This window comes from Flavobacterium luminosum (assembly GCF_023635005.1).
GTDB classification, from domain to species: Bacteria; Bacteroidota; Bacteroidia; order Flavobacteriales; family Flavobacteriaceae; genus Flavobacterium; species Flavobacterium luminosum.
Genome location: NZ_JAMLJM010000004.1, coordinates 38,193 through 56,747 on the forward strand (window position 1 = coordinate 38,193; position 18,555 = coordinate 56,747).

Annotated in this window: 19 protein-coding genes; 8 read left to right on the forward strand and 11 right to left on the reverse strand. The window is 35.6% G+C overall.

Annotated elements, in window-relative coordinates; genetic code table 11:
• The first annotated feature begins 55 nt into the window (after positions 1-55).
• Together NAT50_RS06650 and NAT50_RS06655 are read left to right on the forward strand one after the other, a co-directional pair.
• Positions 56-820, forward strand: a complete 765-nt coding sequence (locus NAT50_RS06650) for a dienelactone hydrolase family protein (protein WP_250592442.1) — start codon at positions 56-58, stop codon at positions 818-820.
• A 99-nt stretch (positions 821-919) separates the two neighbouring features.
• Positions 920-1,756, forward strand: coding sequence for a hypothetical protein (locus tag NAT50_RS06655; protein ID WP_250592443.1), 837 nt, complete (start codon positions 920-922; stop codon positions 1,754-1,756).
• Positions 1,757-1,807: 51 nt separating this feature from the next.
• On the opposite strand, the gene NAT50_RS06660 is transcribed toward NAT50_RS06655, so the two are convergent.
• The 8 genes from NAT50_RS06660 to NAT50_RS06690 all read right to left on the reverse strand — a co-directional run bounded on the left by NAT50_RS06660 (position 1,808) and on the right by NAT50_RS06690 (position 8,665).
• Positions 1,808-2,776 (reverse strand): acyltransferase family protein, encoded by a 969-nt coding sequence (locus tag NAT50_RS06660; RefSeq protein ID WP_250592444.1) that lies wholly within the window; start codon positions 2,774-2,776, stop codon positions 1,808-1,810.
• A 163-nt stretch (positions 2,777-2,939) separates the two neighbouring features.
• Positions 2,940-3,296, reverse strand: coding sequence for a DUF805 domain-containing protein (locus tag NAT50_RS12385; RefSeq protein ID WP_408610659.1), 357 nt, complete (start codon positions 3,294-3,296; stop codon positions 2,940-2,942).
• Positions 3,297-3,335: 39 nt separating this feature from the next.
• The gene (locus tag NAT50_RS06665) at positions 3,336-3,791 is read right to left on the reverse strand and encodes a tRNA (cytidine(34)-2'-O)-methyltransferase (protein ID WP_250592445.1); all 456 of its coding nucleotides are present in this window, start codon (positions 3,789-3,791) and stop codon (positions 3,336-3,338) included.
• A 14-nt stretch (positions 3,792-3,805) separates the two neighbouring features.
• The gene (locus NAT50_RS06670; protein WP_250592446.1) at positions 3,806-4,372 is read right to left on the reverse strand and encodes a pseudouridine synthase; all 567 of its coding nucleotides are present in this window, start codon (positions 4,370-4,372) and stop codon (positions 3,806-3,808) included.
• Positions 4,372-4,854 (reverse strand): nucleoside deaminase, encoded by a 483-nt coding sequence (locus NAT50_RS06675; protein ID WP_317236674.1) that lies wholly within the window; start codon positions 4,852-4,854, stop codon positions 4,372-4,374. Before NAT50_RS06675 ends, NAT50_RS06670 begins: the two co-directional genes overlap by 1 nt.
• Positions 4,855-5,372: 518 nt before the next feature.
• Positions 5,373-5,594 carry a heavy-metal-associated domain-containing protein gene (locus NAT50_RS06680; RefSeq protein WP_250592447.1) on the reverse strand — a complete coding sequence of 74 codons (222 nt, stop codon included), beginning with the start codon at positions 5,592-5,594 and terminating at the stop codon, positions 5,373-5,375.
• A 13-nt stretch (positions 5,595-5,607) separates the two neighbouring features.
• Entirely contained in the window at positions 5,608-8,025 is a 2,418-nt protein-coding gene (locus NAT50_RS06685; protein ID WP_250592448.1) for a heavy metal translocating P-type ATPase, read from the reverse strand.
• 79 nt (positions 8,026-8,104) lie between these two features.
• The gene (locus NAT50_RS06690) at positions 8,105-8,665 is read right to left on the reverse strand and encodes a helix-turn-helix domain-containing protein (RefSeq protein ID WP_250592449.1); all 561 of its coding nucleotides are present in this window, start codon (positions 8,663-8,665) and stop codon (positions 8,105-8,107) included.
• A 391-nt stretch (positions 8,666-9,056) separates the two neighbouring features.
• On the opposite strand from NAT50_RS06690, the gene NAT50_RS06695 reads away from it, so the two are divergent.
• The 5 genes from NAT50_RS06695 to nhaA all read left to right on the forward strand — a co-directional run bounded on the left by NAT50_RS06695 (position 9,057) and on the right by nhaA (position 13,083).
• Positions 9,057-9,389 carry a YegP family protein gene (locus NAT50_RS06695; RefSeq protein ID WP_250592450.1) on the forward strand — a complete coding sequence of 111 codons (333 nt, stop codon included), beginning with the start codon at positions 9,057-9,059 and terminating at the stop codon, positions 9,387-9,389.
• Positions 9,390-9,543: 154 nt separating this feature from the next.
• The gene (gene rmuC, locus NAT50_RS06700; protein WP_250592451.1) at positions 9,544-10,908 is read left to right on the forward strand and encodes a DNA recombination protein RmuC; all 1,365 of its coding nucleotides are present in this window, start codon (positions 9,544-9,546) and stop codon (positions 10,906-10,908) included.
• Positions 10,909-10,919: 11 nt separating this feature from the next.
• A complete protein-coding gene (locus tag NAT50_RS06705) occupies positions 10,920-11,288 on the forward strand; it encodes a 6-phosphogluconate dehydrogenase (protein ID WP_250592452.1) in 369 nt (122 codons plus the stop codon).
• A 6-nt stretch (positions 11,289-11,294) separates the two neighbouring features.
• On the forward strand, positions 11,295-11,840 hold the full coding sequence (locus NAT50_RS06710) for an acyl-CoA thioesterase (RefSeq protein ID WP_250592453.1): 546 nt from the start codon (positions 11,295-11,297) through the stop codon (positions 11,838-11,840).
• Between the two features lie 94 nt (positions 11,841-11,934).
• On the forward strand, positions 11,935-13,083 hold the full coding sequence (nhaA, locus tag NAT50_RS06715; RefSeq protein WP_250592454.1) for a Na+/H+ antiporter NhaA: 1,149 nt from the start codon (positions 11,935-11,937) through the stop codon (positions 13,081-13,083).
• 95 nt (positions 13,084-13,178) lie between these two features.
• On the opposite strand, the gene NAT50_RS06720 is transcribed toward nhaA, so the two are convergent.
• Positions 13,179-14,768, reverse strand: a complete 1,590-nt coding sequence (locus NAT50_RS06720; protein WP_250592455.1) for an NAD(P)/FAD-dependent oxidoreductase — start codon at positions 14,766-14,768, stop codon at positions 13,179-13,181.
• 151 nt (positions 14,769-14,919) lie between these two features.
• On the opposite strand from NAT50_RS06720, the gene NAT50_RS06725 reads away from it, so the two are divergent.
• The gene (locus NAT50_RS06725) at positions 14,920-15,153 is read left to right on the forward strand and encodes a hypothetical protein (RefSeq protein WP_250592456.1); all 234 of its coding nucleotides are present in this window, start codon (positions 14,920-14,922) and stop codon (positions 15,151-15,153) included.
• A gap of 44 nt (positions 15,154-15,197) precedes the next feature.
• On the opposite strand, the gene NAT50_RS06730 is transcribed toward NAT50_RS06725, so the two are convergent.
• Both NAT50_RS06730 and recQ read right to left on the reverse strand, forming a co-directional pair.
• On the reverse strand, positions 15,198-16,169 hold the full coding sequence (locus tag NAT50_RS06730; protein WP_250592457.1) for a fasciclin domain-containing protein: 972 nt from the start codon (positions 16,167-16,169) through the stop codon (positions 15,198-15,200).
• A 156-nt stretch (positions 16,170-16,325) separates the two neighbouring features.
• Positions 16,326-18,521: a DNA helicase RecQ gene (gene recQ / locus NAT50_RS06735; protein ID WP_250592458.1), complete on the reverse strand. Its 2,196-nt coding sequence runs from the start codon at positions 18,519-18,521 to the stop codon at positions 16,326-16,328.
• Positions 18,522-18,555: the final 34 nt, after the last annotated feature.

The window sequence follows — 18,555 nt, forward strand, 5'->3', positions numbered from 1 at the left end:
CTTCACACATTTCTATTTTAGAAAAAAGTAATTTTAGTTATTAAATTCTTTAACTATGAAAACTATAATTACTTCAATCCTACTGGTGCTTTCTATCACTAGTCAGGCACAGTTAAAACCAATAGCTTATTCCGATGGAAATCAGAAACTAGAAGGACTATTGGCCACCCCAAAAAAAAGCATGAAAAACAAAGCGGGCGTTTTATTATTACCGGCTTGGATGGGTATTGATAATAACGCTAAAGAAAATGCTACCGAATTAGCAAAATTAGGCTACACAACTTTTGTTGCCGACATTTACGGCATAGACGAAAGACCTAACAACACCAAAGAGGCAGGGCAACAAGCTGGTTATTACAAAACCAATTATTTAGAATATCAAAAAAGAATTCAATTGGCTTTAGATCAACTAATAAAAGCAGGAGCTAATCCAAACAAAATTGCCATCATTGGATACTGCTTTGGTGGAACAGGTGCTTTAGAAGCAGCGAGAACCAACATGAAAATACAAGGTGTAGTTTCTTTTCACGGTGGCTTAGGTAGAAATCCTGAAAGAAATATCGAACCAATTGCTCCTAAAGTGCTATTATTACACGGTGCCGATGATTTCTATGTTCCTGAAACAGAAATAAAAGCTTTTCAAGAAGAAATGAATAAAGCCAAAGCTGATTGGCAAATGGTATATTATGCTGATGCCGTTCATGCATTTACACACAAAGACGCCGGTAGCGATAAAAAAACAGGAGCAGCTTACAATGAAAAAGCGGCAAAACGTTCTTGGAAAGCGATGTTAGTGTTTTTTGATGAAATTTTAAAATAACATACTAAAAAACAAATATTTACGTTACAACAATCAGAGTCTTTTACTTTAATTTTTCTGAAAACATCTTTCCCTTAATTAAAAACAAATTTTTTAGTTATGGAAACAAGAAAAATTATTGTAAAAACAGTTCTTACTGCTTTTACCGTTTGCTTTGTTAGTTGCGAAAGTGAAGATCTTTCGACAATTGAAAACACAAATAGTAGTTCTTTAAAAGGATATGAAGTAACGGCTAAGATCACTGGAAAGCCGTTACTTTATTTTAAAGGACCTGAGGTTTATTATGGGGATGGTTATGCCAGATCATGGATAAGTGTTTCCGAAGGCATTCCGCAAGAAATTGGTGTCGAATTAACTCCCGAATGCTTAAATACACTGTCTGAAAAACAAGAGATGATTCATAAAGTATTACCGCTTCATCTTAAAGCTCGACAAATAACCGCTTTTGACCACATTGGTTTAGATTGGAATCCACAAGGTCATGATCCGGAAGGAATTTTTGATAAACCACACTTTGATATTCATTTTTACACCATTTCACTGTCCGAACGCCTGGCCATACCGGAATATAGTCCTAGCAGTGATGCTTCATTTAACCATTATCCTCCCGAAGGCTATATGCCTGCTGACTATGCTGCCATTCCCGGTCCAGTAGGTTCCGAAGGTAAAATGGGAAAACATTGGCTACCTATGCCACTACCCGATTATCTTCCTTTTACAAAAATTCTAATTCTGGGAACTTTTGACGGCAAAGTGACTTTTATGGAACCTATGATAACACTAGAAACGCTTCAAAACCTAACGACTCCTATCAGTACTCCGTATTCACAACCCGAATTATTTGAAAAACAAACCTACTATCCCACCAATTATAATATCTTCATCAACGAAAAAGGAAATACTTGCATTTCTTTGGGTAGCTTTGTTATGAGATAAAATTGATAAATCGCTTTTGTTTGTTGAATTCAATGTACAAACAAAAGCGGTTTATAATAAATAAGGAACTCTTCTATTGATTTTGTCGATAACCCACCAAAAAAGTATAGCTACTAAAACAATTAAAATATATTTTAATACAACAAAATCGAATGTTTTTTGAGGTAAAAATTCGTAAACCAATCGTATTGCGTAAGGATGAACTAGATAAATCCCCAAGGAGAAAGACGGATTGAATATTCGCTGGGAGAAAGATGGAGCTTCGTTGACCCAATAGAAAGAAAGCATACTTAACAAAGGCAAGCTAAGTAAAAAATCCATTGCCTTTATTTTACAGGAGTAATAAAAATAGACTTCTACCAAAAGTAAAATCCATAATAAAATATATGCTTTTTTTATTTTTAACATCAATCCTTTCCATTTATCGTATAATGTGCCCAACAGCATCATTGGAAAAGCAAAGAACAAAAAGTTGCGGGTCGTACCCATAATTTCATATACAAGACGCCCTTCTGACGAAAGAAATCCCAAATTTGATTGATAAAGAATCTGATAGCCGTAGCCTATTAAGAAGAGTAATAGAATTATGAGTGATTGCGCCTTAACCGACAAATTTTTAACGCTATACAACAATCCCACAGCTAAAACGGTAGCCAGCAAATACCACAAATGCCAATAACCATAAACTAGTTTTAGAACCATATCGAAAGTTGAAAACCAACCTAAATTGTAAAACCGGATAAGATCCGGTAGATAAATCAGTTGCCAAACGAAATATAATAACAAAATACGCTTAGCATATTTCCATAAATAAGCGGTATCGTTGAGTTTATTGCGTAGAAAATATCCTGAAATTAAAAAAAAGGTCGGTACCGCTATTCTAGTAATCCCACTCGAAATTTCATAGGAAATCAAACCTTGCCATCCTTTGATTTTGTAAACCGGAAAAATATGCAATGCTACAACTAGAAAAGCCAATACAATTTTTGAAATGTCAAGATTGTTATTTCTACTTTTCATACAAAACGTTTTGTGGTTTCCTAGTTTCTATCTAGAGTTAATGGCTTCTCGTGACTTTGTTTACTGTTGCGGCATTTGTTTAGGGTACATAACAAATATAGGCAAATTTTGATTTAACCATTAATTTTCCAAATAAGCGTAAAACCTACAATGCTTCAAACCACTATTGTGCACAGCTCTTTTTGTAATTAAAGATTAGAGAAAGTTTGAATAAATATTTTAAAATTGGAATATAATTTATAATAATTAGCCATGTTGGAAAACCAAGATTTCGCAATCTTCTAGTCAATGCTGCTTGAATAGGTACAAATGTGAAAACTTCAATTAAACAACAATAAAAGACATTCTTTAATGTAACTTGATTATCTAAATCAATTTCATAAAATAGTTTTAGAAACAGCAGAGTAGAAGCAATATCTATAATAAAAAATATTAAATACTCTAATGTTTTAGCTTTTCCAGAAAAATCTATGATGGAATATAACATATTTTTTGTCATAGTTATGTTATGGTTGTGCATAACTTATAAATATAAATCGTACTGTAAATAAAACCAGAATTACAATCTGAAATGAATTTGCCTTCTCGCCTCTCCGACTACAAACGCTACCGAATTGGCAATATTGTAGCTTCTGATTTTATCTGACATTGGAATGGTTAAATGATTCTGAAATCGATTTAAGATATCCTGACTCAATCCCACACTTTCTTTACCAAAAACCAACCAATCGCCCTCTTGAAATTTAGATTCATAATAAGAAACTTCCGCTTTAGAACTAAACAAAAAAACCCTCGAAGTATCAGGCAATTGCGCTATCCATTCTTCCACGTTATCATATTCAGTCCAATCCAAATGAACCCAATAATCTAATCCGGAACGTTTCAGATTTTTATCGGTAATTTCAAAACCATAAGGTTTAATCAAATGCAATTTATTCCCTGTTCCCACACACAAACGACCTATATTCCCTGTATTATTGGGTATTTCGGGTTCTACTAAAACGATATTCAACATCTTTCTTTGAATTTCTAAACATCAAAATTTTCAACTTCTCTCACCTCACCGGCTTGTAAGCCTTGCAAAGATACATTTCCTATCCGAACGCGAACCAAACGCAAAGTAGGAAATCCTACGGCGGCGGTCATTTTTCTAACTTGTCGAAATTTTCCTTCAGTTAAAGTAATCGAAAGCCAACTCGTAGGACCATGACGTTCATCACGGATGCGTCTGCCTGGACCTATACAATCGGGTAATTCCTGAACCTTGAATGCATCGCAAGGCTTTGTTGTATATCGAATTCCTTTAAAGCCAATTTCTATACCTTTTTTGAGTCTTTCTATCGCTTCTGAAGTTATTATTCCGTCTACTTGAGCGTAGTACTCTTTCGCTACGGTTTTCGAACGCACTATTTCGCTCATCATTCCATCAGTGGTAAGCAGAAGAAGTCCCTCTGAATCTTCATCGAGTCGACCAATGGCCATGGTCCCCTCCGGAAAATCAAACAACTCTCCTAGCTTTTTCTTTGCTCTTTTTTTCTCGTAAATAAATTGACTCAGATAACCATGAGGCTTGTGCAATAAATAATGGTAATGCATTAGTAAGGTATTTTATCTTCCTTCTCGTCCCATAACTGAAATGCTTTAGCAGCAGCATCGGACAAAAAAGGAAAACTAGGAATAGTTCTTTTTTCTGGAGAGAGATCGATTTGATCGTAAATAAATGAATCGTCAAAACCAATCCTTTTGGCATCTTCTCTAGTATTTCCGTAAAATACTTTACGTATCCTTGCCCAATAAATTGCTCCCAAACACATCGGACAAGGCTCGCAGGAAGTGTAAAGATCACATCCCGTTAAATCAAAATTTTGAAGAGTATTGGCGGCCTCTCGAATAGCGTTAACCTCAGCATGAGCCGTAGGATCGTTGGATTTCGTTACCATATTGGTTCCTCTCCCAATAATTTTCCCGTCTTTAACAATCACAGCGCCAAAAGGCCCTCCTCCATTGGCAACACTTTGTTCGGCTAAGGCCAAAGCCTCTAGCATAAATTCTTGGGAAGCACTTCCAGACATATCCATAATACTTTTAATATAAAGAAAACGAAGATACTAAAAGATCGAAGAGTGTTAAGAAATTTAAAGCAGAAGTTTACCACAAAAAAAGGAGGCCCGTTAGACCTCCTTCTGAAGTTTTGATTCATTACGTCGAATTCATACCTCTGATTCTACTTAGGCAGAACGTACGACTGAATATTCTTTTGCTGTTGAGCTTGGATCTATCCAATAACTAATCAAAACCACATATCAAATATACAACTTATTATTAATATAAAAAATTAATTATCAATGTTTTACAAAAAAAAGAGAGGTCTTACAACAGACCTCTCTCACGATAATTTGATGTAATATTATTCTTTTACTTTACGAGTAAAAAAACTTTCAAAGAAACTCTCTTGTAACAGAGAAATATCTTCAAGTATTAAATCAAATACCGCATATCAAATGTACGATATTTTCCCATACAAACAACTGAAAATCAAAAATTTAACATTTTAATATACCATTACCAAACTTAAATTTTAATTCGGTGGTCAGATTTATTGTTCCTCAGGTAAATATTCAATCTTAAACCCGGCTTTTTCAACTTCCTCAATAATCTTTTGGTCCTCTACATTCTCTGTTTTCACAGTAAGAATTTTATTTTTATTGGTAGTATCAACTTCCCATTGGTTTTCGCCTAATAAAGCATTTAAAAAAGGAGTAACCTTAGCTATACAACTGGAACAGTTAATATTTGTTTTAAATTGATTTGTTTTCATCTTTTTCGAATTATTATTTTTTAAATTTTAATAGTAGACTATTGGTAACTACACTCACAGAACTTAAAGCCATGGCAGCACCAGCAATCATGGGATTTAATAAAAACCCATTTACGGGATATAAAATCCCCGCTGCAATGGGAATACCTATTATATTGTAAATGAAGGCCCAAAACAGATTTTGTTTTATTGTCGATACCGTTTGTTTCGATAATTTAATAGCCTGAGGGACCTTCAACAAATCGGAAGAAATGAGAGTCATGTGCGCCACATCCATCGCTATATCAGAACCTTTACCCATTGCTATACTTACATTAGCTTGAGCCAAAGCTGCGCTGTCATTAATTCCATCGCCAACCATCGCTACAATTTTGCCATCCGATTGTAGTTGTTTTACGAAGTTCAATTTGTCTTGAGGTAAAACACCTGCTTTAAAACGATTCAGACCCAAATTTTTAGAAACAGCAGCAGCCGAAGATTCATTGTCGCCAGTAAGCATGATAACTTCTATGCCCTGAGCTTTGAGTTGAGCAACGGCTTGAACAGAAGAAGTTTTAATAGGATCTGTAACCGCTGTAATACCCAATACTTTTTCAGTGTCAGCAAAATACAATAGGGTGTGTCCCGAGTCTGAATATTTTGTTATAAAATCAGTATAGAAGTTATCATCTGTAGAAATTTGATTTTTGTCAAGTAACTTTTGATTACCAACATAATAGGTTTGATGATTTACTATTGCGCGTACTCCAAATCCCGTATCGCTTTCAAAATCCGAAACGGTTAACAAGTTCATTCCCGAATAGTGTGTCGTTATTGCCTCTGCCAAAGGATGTTCCGATTGCATTTCGATGGAATACAGTATCGAAGAAAAAGAAGTCTCTTCTTCTTTCCATAAACTAGCAACTACAGAAGGTTTACCTTCGGTTAGCGTACCGGTTTTATCAAATACGACTGTAGTTACTTTTTTTGCTAGTTCTAAACTCTCAGCATCCTTTATAAGTATTCCGTTTTGAGCTCCTTTGCCAATTCCAACCATTATTGCTGTAGGAGTGGCCAAGCCTAAAGCACAAGGACAAGCAATGACCAAAACAGTAACCATAGCCAACAATCCATGGGTAAATCCATTTTCTCCGCCAAAAATGAGCCATAACAAGAAAGTAAGTAGTGCTATTCCCATAACCACGGGAACAAAAATCCCAGCAATAGTATCAACTAGTTTCTGAACAGGAGCTTTACTTCCTTGAGCATTTTGTACCATTGCAATTATGTGTGACAATAAGGTAGCACTGCCAATTTTTTCGGCTTTATATTGTAGACTCCCTTTTTGATTGATGGTTCCGGCAAAAACAGGATCGTTTTGACTTTTAGAAACCGCGATAGGTTCTCCGGAAATCATACTTTCATCTACAAAAGAAGTACCGGAAAGCACCCTGCCATCAACTGCTATTTTTTCTCCTGGCTTAACTAAAAGCATATCTCCCACTTGAATGTCGCCGATTGCCACTTCTTCTTGATTTCCTTCATTGGTTAATCGAATTACCGTTTTAGGTTGCAGCCCCATCAGCTTTTTAATGGCAAAGGCTGTATTATTTTTTGCCCGTTCTTCCAATAATTTTCCAAAAAGAATGAACGTAATTACCACTGTAGCGGCTTCAAAATAGACATGAGCATGCAATCCGCGATTATGCCAAAACTGGGGATATAATGTATTAAAAACACTAAAAAAATAAGCGATTCCGGTACTTAAGGCCACTAAAGTATCCATGTTGGCTTTTCGATGTTTGGCCTGTTTCCAGGCATTGATAAAAAAGTTTTTACCGAATCCAAAGAGCACAGGTGTCGAAAACAACCACATAATCCAGTTACCATAAGGCATATCCATAAAAAACATCCCTATAACAAAAACGGGCAATGTGAACAATGCAGAGGCTATCGTTCTCTTTTTTAAAGCAACGAAATGTTGATTTTGTCTTTCGGCTACTTCGTCTTCTTGATTTTCAGTTGCCGTAATCAATAAATCGTAACCCGCTTCTTCTAAAGCTAGTTTTAACTTTTCAGGATGTGCCAAACCTGGGACATATTCTAAAGTAGCGGTAGCATTGGCATAATTCACGGCAGAAGAAACAACACCGGTCTCTGAGGACAAGACACTTTCTGCACTCACCGCACAAGAAGCACAAGACATACCAGTTACTGGAAAATCTTTTTTGACTGTAGTCACATTATAGCCCAAATCTCGAAGGTTTCGAATGAGTTGGTTCAAATGAAATCTCTTATCATCAACCGAAATTTTAGCAACATGATTATTAAACTCAACTTTGTGAGACAAAACACCCTCGGTTTTACCAAGAGCCTCATCTACGATCAAAGCACAATGTTCACTGTGAACACCTTCCAAGGGAAGCGTCAAAAAAGTTGTATTGGTTTCCATACTCTTACATTTCTTGGAGTAAAATTAAGATCAATCGCCTCAAAAAAAGTTACAGAATTCGGTTTCTGATTTGTAAAATTTACAGATGATCCAAAGGAACTCTTTTTTGAATTCCAACCGATTTAAAATGTGAAGGTGTCAAGCCGGTTATTTTTTTAAATTGATTGCTCAAATACGCCACACTGCTATAACCCAATTGATCTGCTATTTCTTTAAGTGAAAGTTCGTCGTAAACGATTAGTTCTTTTACCTTTTCAATTTTCTGAAGAATAATATATTTCTCTATGGTAATGCCTTCAACTTCCGAAAAAAGATTACTCAAATAGTTGTATTCGTAACCTAACTCCGTAGCTAAAAATTCAGAAAAATTGATTTTTACCTTTTCCTTATCATGATGAACAAACTGAATGATACGATTCTTAATACGTTCTATCAGTTGCTGTTTTTTATCATCTATGAGCTCAAAACCCATTTTCAGAAGCTCTTGAGATAAAATTGCCCTCCTTTCTTGAGACAAAGTATGCATGGTTTCGATTTCTCCCAAAGTCACATTTTTATAGTCAATTCCCTGAGATTGCAACAGTGTCTCAACTGCCAAAATACATCTTTGGCAAACCATATTCTTAATGTATAATTTCATCTTCTCGCTATGATAATAAAATTACTCATTCTTTTTGAGAAAAAAAAGGAAGCTATCCCATAAACAAAAAAGGAGGTCTGTTTGCAGACCTCCAATACAATATTTTGATGTAATATTATTCTTTTACTTTACGAGTAAAAAAACTTTCGAAGAAACTCTCTTATTACAGAGAAATTAATTCAAGTATTAAATCAAATATTGCATATCAAAGATAGAAATATTTTTTATATAAACAATTAAAAATCAACATTTTAACATTAAAAAATGTAAATTACCCAACAAAACAAATTAATTTCTTACAAAAACAATTTTCTTTCCTTATATTAGCAATATTAATCTTCTTTTTGAAGACTGAAAATAAACATTTTAAAAAACCTTAATACAACACACTATGGGAAAATTTGTTATTACCAAAAGAGTAAATGGAGAATTCCAATTTAGTTTGAAAGCTGGAAACGGTCAGGAAATTTTAAGAAGTGAAGGATATTCCTCAAAAAGTAATTGTGAAAACGGAATTGAATCGGTGAAACGCAATTCTCAAGACGACAGTAAATTTGATCGCAAAACAGCGGCCAACGGAAAACCTTATTTTAACTTAAAAGCGACTAACGGACAGATTATTAGAACTAGTGAAATGTACGAAAGTGAAGCGGGACGCGATAATGGAATCGAATCGGTAAAAAAGAATGCACCAGAGGCTACAATAGAAGATCAGACGGCTTAATAATAGTTTATCTATAAAAATAAAAGTCATTTCAATTGAATTTGGAATGACTTTTTTGTTGCCCAATATCCTTAACGAAATGTGTAAAAGTTCACTACAGATTAGAAAACCATTTCATTTTTTTCTACATTTACAGTATTAATAAAAAATTACCATGTTACAAACTATTCTAGTCTTAGCCGCATTTATCATTGCCTTAATTATCGGAATCTTTATTGGAAAATCACTTTTTACTGCAACTACTACTTCTGAAAAAGCCTCTTTAGAAGAAAAAATCAAAGGATTGTTTACTCAAATAGAACAACTGAAAACACAATTTCAGTCGGAACGCGAATTGTTCCAAAAAAACATCCAACAATTGCAAGCAGAGAAGGAAAGTATTCGCAATGAAAAAGAAGCTGTGGCCATTCAATTATCGAAAAAAGAAGTAGATTTTGACAATTTATTGGAACGCAACAGGGAACAAAAACAAGAAGTGGAGCAATTACAGGAAAAATTCACCAAAGAATTTGAAAATCTAGCCAATAAAATTCTAGAAGAAAAAACCACTAAATTCACAGAGCAAAATAAAGAAAATCTAAAAACCATTCTTTCACCGTTACAGGACAAAATCCAATTGTTCGAGAAAAAAGTGGAAGATACCCACAAAGAAAGTATCGATTATCACGCGGCACTTCGCCAGCAAATTATGGGACTTCGTGAGCTGAATGCCCAAATGAGCAAAGAAACACTCAATTTAACCAAAGCCTTAAAAGGTGACAGTAAAATGCAGGGAAATTGGGGCGAATTAGTATTAGAACGTGTACTAGAAAAATCAGGATTAGAAAAGGGACGAGAATATGAAGTACAACAAAGTTTTGTGACCGAAGAAGGAAACCGCGTACAACCCGATGTAATCATCAATTTACCTGACGGTAAGAAAATGATTGTCGATGCTAAAGTAACCTTAACGGCTTACGAACGATTTGTGAATGAAGAAGACGAAACGCTAAAAACACAATACCTGAAAGAACATGTTAACGCGTTAAAAAGACACGTCGACCAATTGGGCGAGAAAAATTATCACGATTTATACAAAATGGAAAGTCCAGACTTTGTACTTCTTTTTGTGCCTATAGAACCCGCTTTCGCATTGGCCTTGAATGAAGATGCTACTTTATACAACAAAGCTTTTGAAAAAAATATCGTTATTGTAACACCTTCTACCCTATTGGCTACTTTGCGAACCATCGATAGCATGTGGACCAATCAAAAGCAACAGGAAAACGCCTACGAAATAGCACGCCAAGCCGGTGCTTTGTATGATAAATTTGAAGGTTTCGTGAGTGATTTAATTAAAATAGGAAAACGCATGGATGAAGCCAAATCCGAATACAGCAATGCCATGAACAAATTGGTGGATGGAAAAGGAAATTTGGTAACCAGCGTCGAAAAACTAAAAAAAATGGGGGCAAAAGCAAAGAAATCGTTACCCGAAAGTATTATCAATAGAGCCGAATCAAATGAACTAACATTATAAAAACAAACACTATGTTCCGAAAATTTTTACTTATTACAACCGCAGTAATCCTTCTAGGAGTAACCGCTTTTTATGCTTTTCTGTACTACGCCACTTATAGCGAAGGTGACCGAACCGGTGAACTCATAAAATTTAGTAGCAAAGGATATATCTTTAAAACTTGGGAAGGCGAAATTTCACAAGGTATTTCAGGAGCTCAGATTTTCCGATTTTCTGTTTTAGATGAAAACGCTGAAGTGATCCAGCAACTGAAAGACTATCAAGGACAATATGTAAAAATAAGCTATATCGAACGCTACAAAACCTTTCCTTGGTGGGGAGACAGCAACTATTTTGTTATTGCTGTAAAAACAGAAAAATCACCACATCTTCTTAAATAAAACAATATGGAAACAAGTTATAAGAGCGTAGAATCCTCCAATATAATAATCTCTGAATTGATGCTTCCGTCTCACACTAATTTCAGTGGAAAAATTCACGGAGGATATATTTTATCATTACTAGATCAAATCGCCTTTGCTTGTGCTTCTAAATTTTCAGGACATTATTGTGTCACTGCTTCAGTAGATACGGTAGATTTTCTAGCTCCTATCGAAGTAGGAGAATTAGTCACCATGAAAGCTTCGGTTAATTATACCGGAAAAACATCGATGATTATAGGGATTCGAGTAGAAGCTGAAAATATTCAGACCGGAAAAGTCAAACATTGCAACTCCTCTTATTTTACTATGGTGGCCAAAGACAGCAATGGAAATAATACTGCCGTTCCAGGACTAATTTTAAAAACGGACAACGATGTGAGACGTTTTTATAATTGTATAAAAATGATCTCCAACAAAAAAGAAAAACAAAATCACGAAGAAACTTTTGACTATAAATCGGAAGAAGCCATTAATAACCTTTCCCAATACCATGTTAAAGTGGAACGGTAAAACTCTTCAATTTTTTATTTTCGAATACTAATATTGTATATTCTTTTATAGCAATTTATAAGCTGAAAGTGTATTCATCATTCCATTATATTTTATGAAAGCGACAAAATTATTTACCTCTTTTTTTGAAAGTGAAAAAGCCAGTGGGATCATACTCTTACTTTGCACTTTCTTATCTATAGTAATCACCAATAGTGCATTCGAAGAAACTTATTCACATTTTTGGCATTTAAAAATAGGAAGTTTTTCAATAGAACACATCATTAATGACGGTCTGATGACCATCTTCTTTTTGATGATTGGATTGGAATTGGAACGAGAGGTCTATATTGGCGAATTATCGAACATTCGAAGTGCTATGTTACCTATTATGGGAGCTCTAGGAGGAATGGCTGTTCCTGCTTTAATTTATTTCTTCTACAATCAAAACACGCCTTTCCAAGACGGAATTGGAATTCCAATGGCAACCGATATTGCTTTTGCCATCGGAATTTTATCCTTGTTGGGAAATAAGGTACCACTCTCACTAAAAATCTTTTTAACCGCATTGGCTGTTATTGATGATTTAGGGGCTATTTTAGTGATTGCTTTCTTTTATACCAAGGAACTCAACTTGACTTATCTAGCCATAGCGATGGGAATCTTTGGAATCATGCTCGTTATGAACCGATTGAAAGTGTACAAACTTATTCCGTATCTAATTTTAGGAGTCATCATGTGGTATTGCTTATTACATTCGGGTGTTCATGCAACCATTACAGGTGTTTTAGTCGCTTTTGCGATCCCGTTCCAACAAGGTGAAGAACATTCGATTTCGTATCAATTAGAGCACTGGCTACACAAGCCTGTTTCTTTTATAATTTTACCCATATTTGCTTTGGCAAACACGGCTATTGTTTTAAATTTTGATGCCTCACAAGAATTACTACCCACTTATGCTTTAGGAATCATTTTAGGATTGGTAGTGGGAAAACCTTTAGGCATTACGTTGTTCTCTTTTCTATCGGTAAAATTCAAATGGGCAACAATGACCGATGGACTGACTTGGAAATCTATCTTTGGCGTTGGTCTTTTGGGAGGTATTGGTTTCACCATGTCAATTTTCGTGACGCTTTTAGCGTTTACAGACACGGTAATTATTAATAATGCCAAACTCTATATTATTGTTGCTTCTTTAATTTCGGGAATCTTAGGGCTCGTATTCCTAAAATACTATTTCAACTCGGTTAAAACGCAAGCATAGTGTAAACTAAGAAATACTCAAAAAAAAATTCATTAAACAATAAAGACCTTATGCTTATCCACATAAGGTCTTTTCGTATAAGAAATAATCAAATTTTATCTTTTCATAGTTTCAGCACATTTCTCAGCACATTTTTCTCCATCTATAGCTGCAGAAATAATACCACCCGCATAACCTGCCCCTTCTCCACAAGGATACAATCCTTCTATCTCTAAATGTTCTAAAGTATAAGGATCACGAGGAATACGAACAGGAGAAGAGGTACGACTTTCTGGCGCATGTAATACCGCCTCATTGGTATAATATCCTTTCATTGATTTTCCGAATTGTACAAAACCTTCTCGCATTATTTGGGTTAAGAAATCAGGAAAAACTTCTCCTAATTCAACCGAAGTGGTTCCGGGCACATAGGAAGTCTTAGGGATATCAGCTGATACTTTGCGCTGTGTAAAATCAACTAAACGTTGCGCCGGTACTTTTTGAGTCTGTTGCGTTGCTGCACTTTGGTAAGATCCTCCAGCTAAGTGCCATGCTTTTTGTTCTATCGCCTTTTGAAATTCCATCCCAGCTAAAGCACCATGTTTGGCAAAAGGTTTAAAATCTTCCAATTTTAATTCGACAACTATTCCTGAATTTGCTGTAGCCTGATCACGTTTCGAAGGCGACCAGCCATTGGTCACTACTTCGCCCGGACTCGTTGCGCAAGGAGCTATAACCCCACCCGGACACATACAAAACGAATACATCCCACGACCATTTACTTGTTTTACAATCGAATAAGGAGCTGGAGGAAGATACTCGCCTCTGAAATCACAAGAATATTGAATCTGATCGATTAAACTTTGCGGATGCTCCGCACGAACACCTAAGGCAAAGGGTTTAGCCTCAATTAGCACCTTTTTTCGATCCAATAATTCAAAAATATCACGAGCGGAATGCCCCGTTGCCAGAATAATTTTTTCCGCTTTGATGGTTTCTCCCGTATTGGTAATTACGCCACGAACTTTATTCGATTCGATAATAATATCAGTCACTCGGGTTTCAAATAGCACCTGCCCCCCACATTCTTTAATCTTTTCTCTGATATCTTGAATAATCTGAGGGAGTTTGTTTGTGCCAATATGTGGATGGGCTTCTACTAATATTTCAGGAGTGGCTCCAAAAGCCACTAACAATTTTAAAATCCGATCTACATCCCCTCTTTTCTTGGAACGAGTATACAATTTACCGTCGGAATATGTTCCTGCTCCTCCTTCTCCAAAACAATAGTTAGAATCTTCATTTACAATATGATCTCGATTAATCGCTTTGAGATCACGACGACGACCACGAACATCCTTTCCTCTTTCAATAACAATAGGCTTTAGCCCCAACTCAATTAGTCTTAAAGCCGCAAACAAACCCGCAGAACCAGCTCCCACTACAATTACTTCAGGTGCGTTAGACACTTCATTGTAATGAGGCAATGCTATTGTTTCTTCTACTACAGGCTCACCCTGAAAAAAAACATTGGCTTTTATGTTGATTTTAATCGCTTTTTGTCGTGCATCGACAGAACGTTTCAAAACCACTACTTTTTGAATTTCATTCGCTGAAACATGCATTAGTTTGGCTATATGAGCCTGTAACAATGGTGCATTAGCAGCAATTTCAGGAGCAACTTGCAGTTGTAATTCTTTGGACATCCATCTTAAATTAGGCTACAAAAATAAACAATTTTCAGAAGCTTATCCTACACCTCTTTTGTTCCGACACAAAAAGAGACAAGAAAGAAGAGAAAAACTAAACTTGTACTTGTTTCCAAATAAAAACAGATATTTGTAAAAAAATACTAGCATGCGTCAGATTAAACTAATTTGGGATTTTAGAGGCCCCGCGGCAGCCAAAACCGCTGAACATCATAAAATTCATCTGAAGGAATATATAAAAATGGAAAATCTACCTATTACCATCACAGGATTTACCATTATAGATTCTATGTACGCCATTGCTTTTATGGTAGTGACGGATGAATATTTAATTCCAATTCGAGATACTTTAAAACCTCATCGCGGAGAACTATACGAATAAAAAAAGGCCTGTAAAAACAGGCCTTTTGAAGACTATGAACAAAATTATTTAAGATTAGGTACAATTACCTTATCCAATACATGGATCACACCATTTGCACATTGTACATCAACTGCAACGATGTTGCTCACTCTGTCATTTGCATCAGTAATTTTAGCACCTCCTGTCAAACCCACTGTGAACTTTTGTCCTTGAAAAGTAGTCACATCCATGTTATTGGTTAACTGACTAGAAAGTACATTTGCATTAGCCACAACATGGTACTTTAAAGTGTTCTCTAAAACAGATTGTGGAACATCTGATAAAGTTGACCAACTAAACTCTGTTAACAAACTCGAAAAAGCAGCATTTGTTGGGGCAAAAACGGTAAAAGGAGAATTTTCGTTTCCTGATAAGATACTCACAAAATTAGGCATGTCTGATCTTGTAAGAGCAGCTACTAAAGAAGTAAAATTACTGTTTGCTGTGGCATGGGTAACAATAGTTGGCAAACCAATTACATTATTTACTTTGTGAATTACTCCGTTAGATGCATCGATATCAGCAGTAACAACCGTAGAAACTCCGTTTAATTTTACCATTCCGTTAGAAGTATCTACATACATACTTAAGGTATTAGTAGAAGATGCAGCGCCTTTCCCTAATGTTTTAACATAACCTGTAGAGAGTTCATTAGAAAACAATTCATCATTAATAACATGATTCAATAAAACCTCTTTTAACACTGCTACCGGCACTGCATCTAAGTTTGAAAAACCATTTTGTGTTAAAAAAGCTGAAAAAGCCTCATTAGTAGGAGCAAAAACCGTATAATTTCCGGTATCATTCAAAACAGAGGTTAAACCTGTCTTATTAAGAGCAGAAACCAAGGTTGAAAACTCTGAATTCTTACTCGCCAAAGAAGCGATCGTAGTGTTTTTCATTTCATTGGTATCGTCATCGTTATCACAGCTTACTGCGAAAATTGAAGTACATACCAAACCAAAAAGCATCATTTTCTTTAAACTCTTTTTCATAAGATAAAATATTAATTTGTTAGTTTTTGTTTAATCAAATTTATCAAAACTTAAACAAAAAAATAAAACACATTAACGATATTTAATAAAAAATTATGCTTTGTTGAGTACTCAGAAACCTTAAAAAATAAAAAAACCTCCATTTGGAGGCTTTGATTAGTTGGCTACTTCACTTATGAACTGGATTCGCATTAAACGAAGTTCTTCGGTATCGTAATCCCCTTCAAATTCATCGAGTGCATCCTGAATTTTATCGGAATCCGATTCCATGAAATAATCATGTATTTCTTCTTGTTGGTCATCATCCAAGATTTCATCAATCCAATACTTAATATTCAGCTTAGTACCGGAGTATACTATTTGCTCCATTTCTTTCAAAAGAGCATCCATATCCAGACCTTTGGCTTTTGCAATATCATCTAAAGGTAACTTACGGTCTATATTCTGAATCACATACAATTTAAGTGCCGAATTGGCTCCGGTAGATTTTACCACCAAATCATCAGGACGTACAATATCATTCTCCTCTACATAACGAGCAATCAATTGTATAAAATCCTTACCGTATTTTTTGGCTTTACCTTCTCCAACCCCTTGAACATTACTCAATTCTTCAATCGTCACCGGGTATTTAAGAGCCATGTCTTCTAAAGAAAATTCCTGAAATACCACATACGGAGGCACTCCTTCTTTTTTGGCCACTTTCTTACGTAAATCCAACAACATAGTCATCAGAGCTTCATCAGCAGTACCGGAAGATTTTGCTGCCGTTACAATACTTTCATCCTCCGTTTCGTTATATTCATGATCTTCAGTCATCATGAAAGAATGTGGGTTTTCAATAAACGCTCTTCCTTTATCGGACAACTTTAAAACACCATAACTCTCAATATCTTTGACGATCATATCGGCCACCATCACTTGACGGATTAATGCCATCCAATGTTTTTCCTCATATTGCTTTCCTCTTCCAAAAAATTGTTGAGAATCGGTACGATGTGCTTTAATAACGGCATTCACTTTACCAATGAGAGTCAAAATCAACTCTTTGGCTTTATACACTTCTTTAGTATCTCTGATGGTTTCCAACAAGATGACTACTTGGTCTTGTGCTTCCGTTTTTTTCTTCGGATTGCGCATGTTGTCATCCATATCGCCACCTTCTCCCGTTTCGTTATCAAACTCTTCTCCGAAGTAATGCAATAAAAATTTACGACGTGACATTGAAGTTTCGGCATAAGAAACCACTTCCTGCAACAATGCGTAACCTACTTCTTGCTCGGCTACCGGTTTCCCTGCCATGAATTTTTCTAGTTTTTCTACATCTTTATAGGAATAGTAAGCCAAACAATGACCTTCACCCCCATCACGACCCGCACGACCGGTTTCTTGGTAATAACTCTCTAACGATTTAGGAATGTCATGATGAATCACAAAACGAACATCCGGTTTATCAATTCCCATACCAAAAGCAATCGTAGCCACAACCACATCTACATCTTCCATTAGGAACATATCTTGGTGCTTTGCTCTTGTCTTCGCATCTAAACCAGCATGGTAAGGTACCGCCGATATTCCATTCACTTGTAAAACCTGAGCTATTTCTTCTACTTTCTTTCGAGACAAACAGTAAATCACTCCCGATTTTCCTTTGTGTTGCTTGATAAAACGAATGATGTCACTCTCTACATTTTTGGTTTTGGTACGTACCTCGTAGAACAAATTAGGACGATTGAACGACGCTTTGAAAGTGTTAGCGTCGGGAATATCTAGATTTTTCAGAATATCTTCCTGAACTTTTGGAGTCGCCGTTGCGGTTAAACCAATAATAGGTACATCGCCCAAAGCTTTAATAATAGAACGCAGGTTACGATACTCCGGACGAAAATCGTGTCCCCACTCAGAAATACAGTGTGCCTCATCTATCGCAACAAAAGAAATTTTTTGTCCTCTTAGAAAATCTACATATTCCTCTTTAGTCAATGACTCGGGAGCTACATAGAGTAACTTGGTCAAACCATCAGTAATATCTTTTTTTACCTGATTAATTTCTGTTTTTGTCAATGATGAGTTTAGTACATGTGCAATTCCATATTCTGATCCTAAACTACGCAACGCATCTACCTGATTCTTCATCAAAGCTATAAGAGGAGAAACCACAATAGCAGTACCCTCCTGAATTAATGCAGGCAATTGATAACATAATGATTTACCGCCTCCAGTAGGCATAATCACAAAAGTGTTTTTGCCAGAAATAATACTGCGGACTACTTGTTCTTGCAATCCTTTAAACTGGTCAAAACCAAAATATTTTTTTAATTCTTTGTGTAAATCAATTTCGGTTGAATTCATTATATATTTGAGGTATTTTTTTAAATTTGCACCT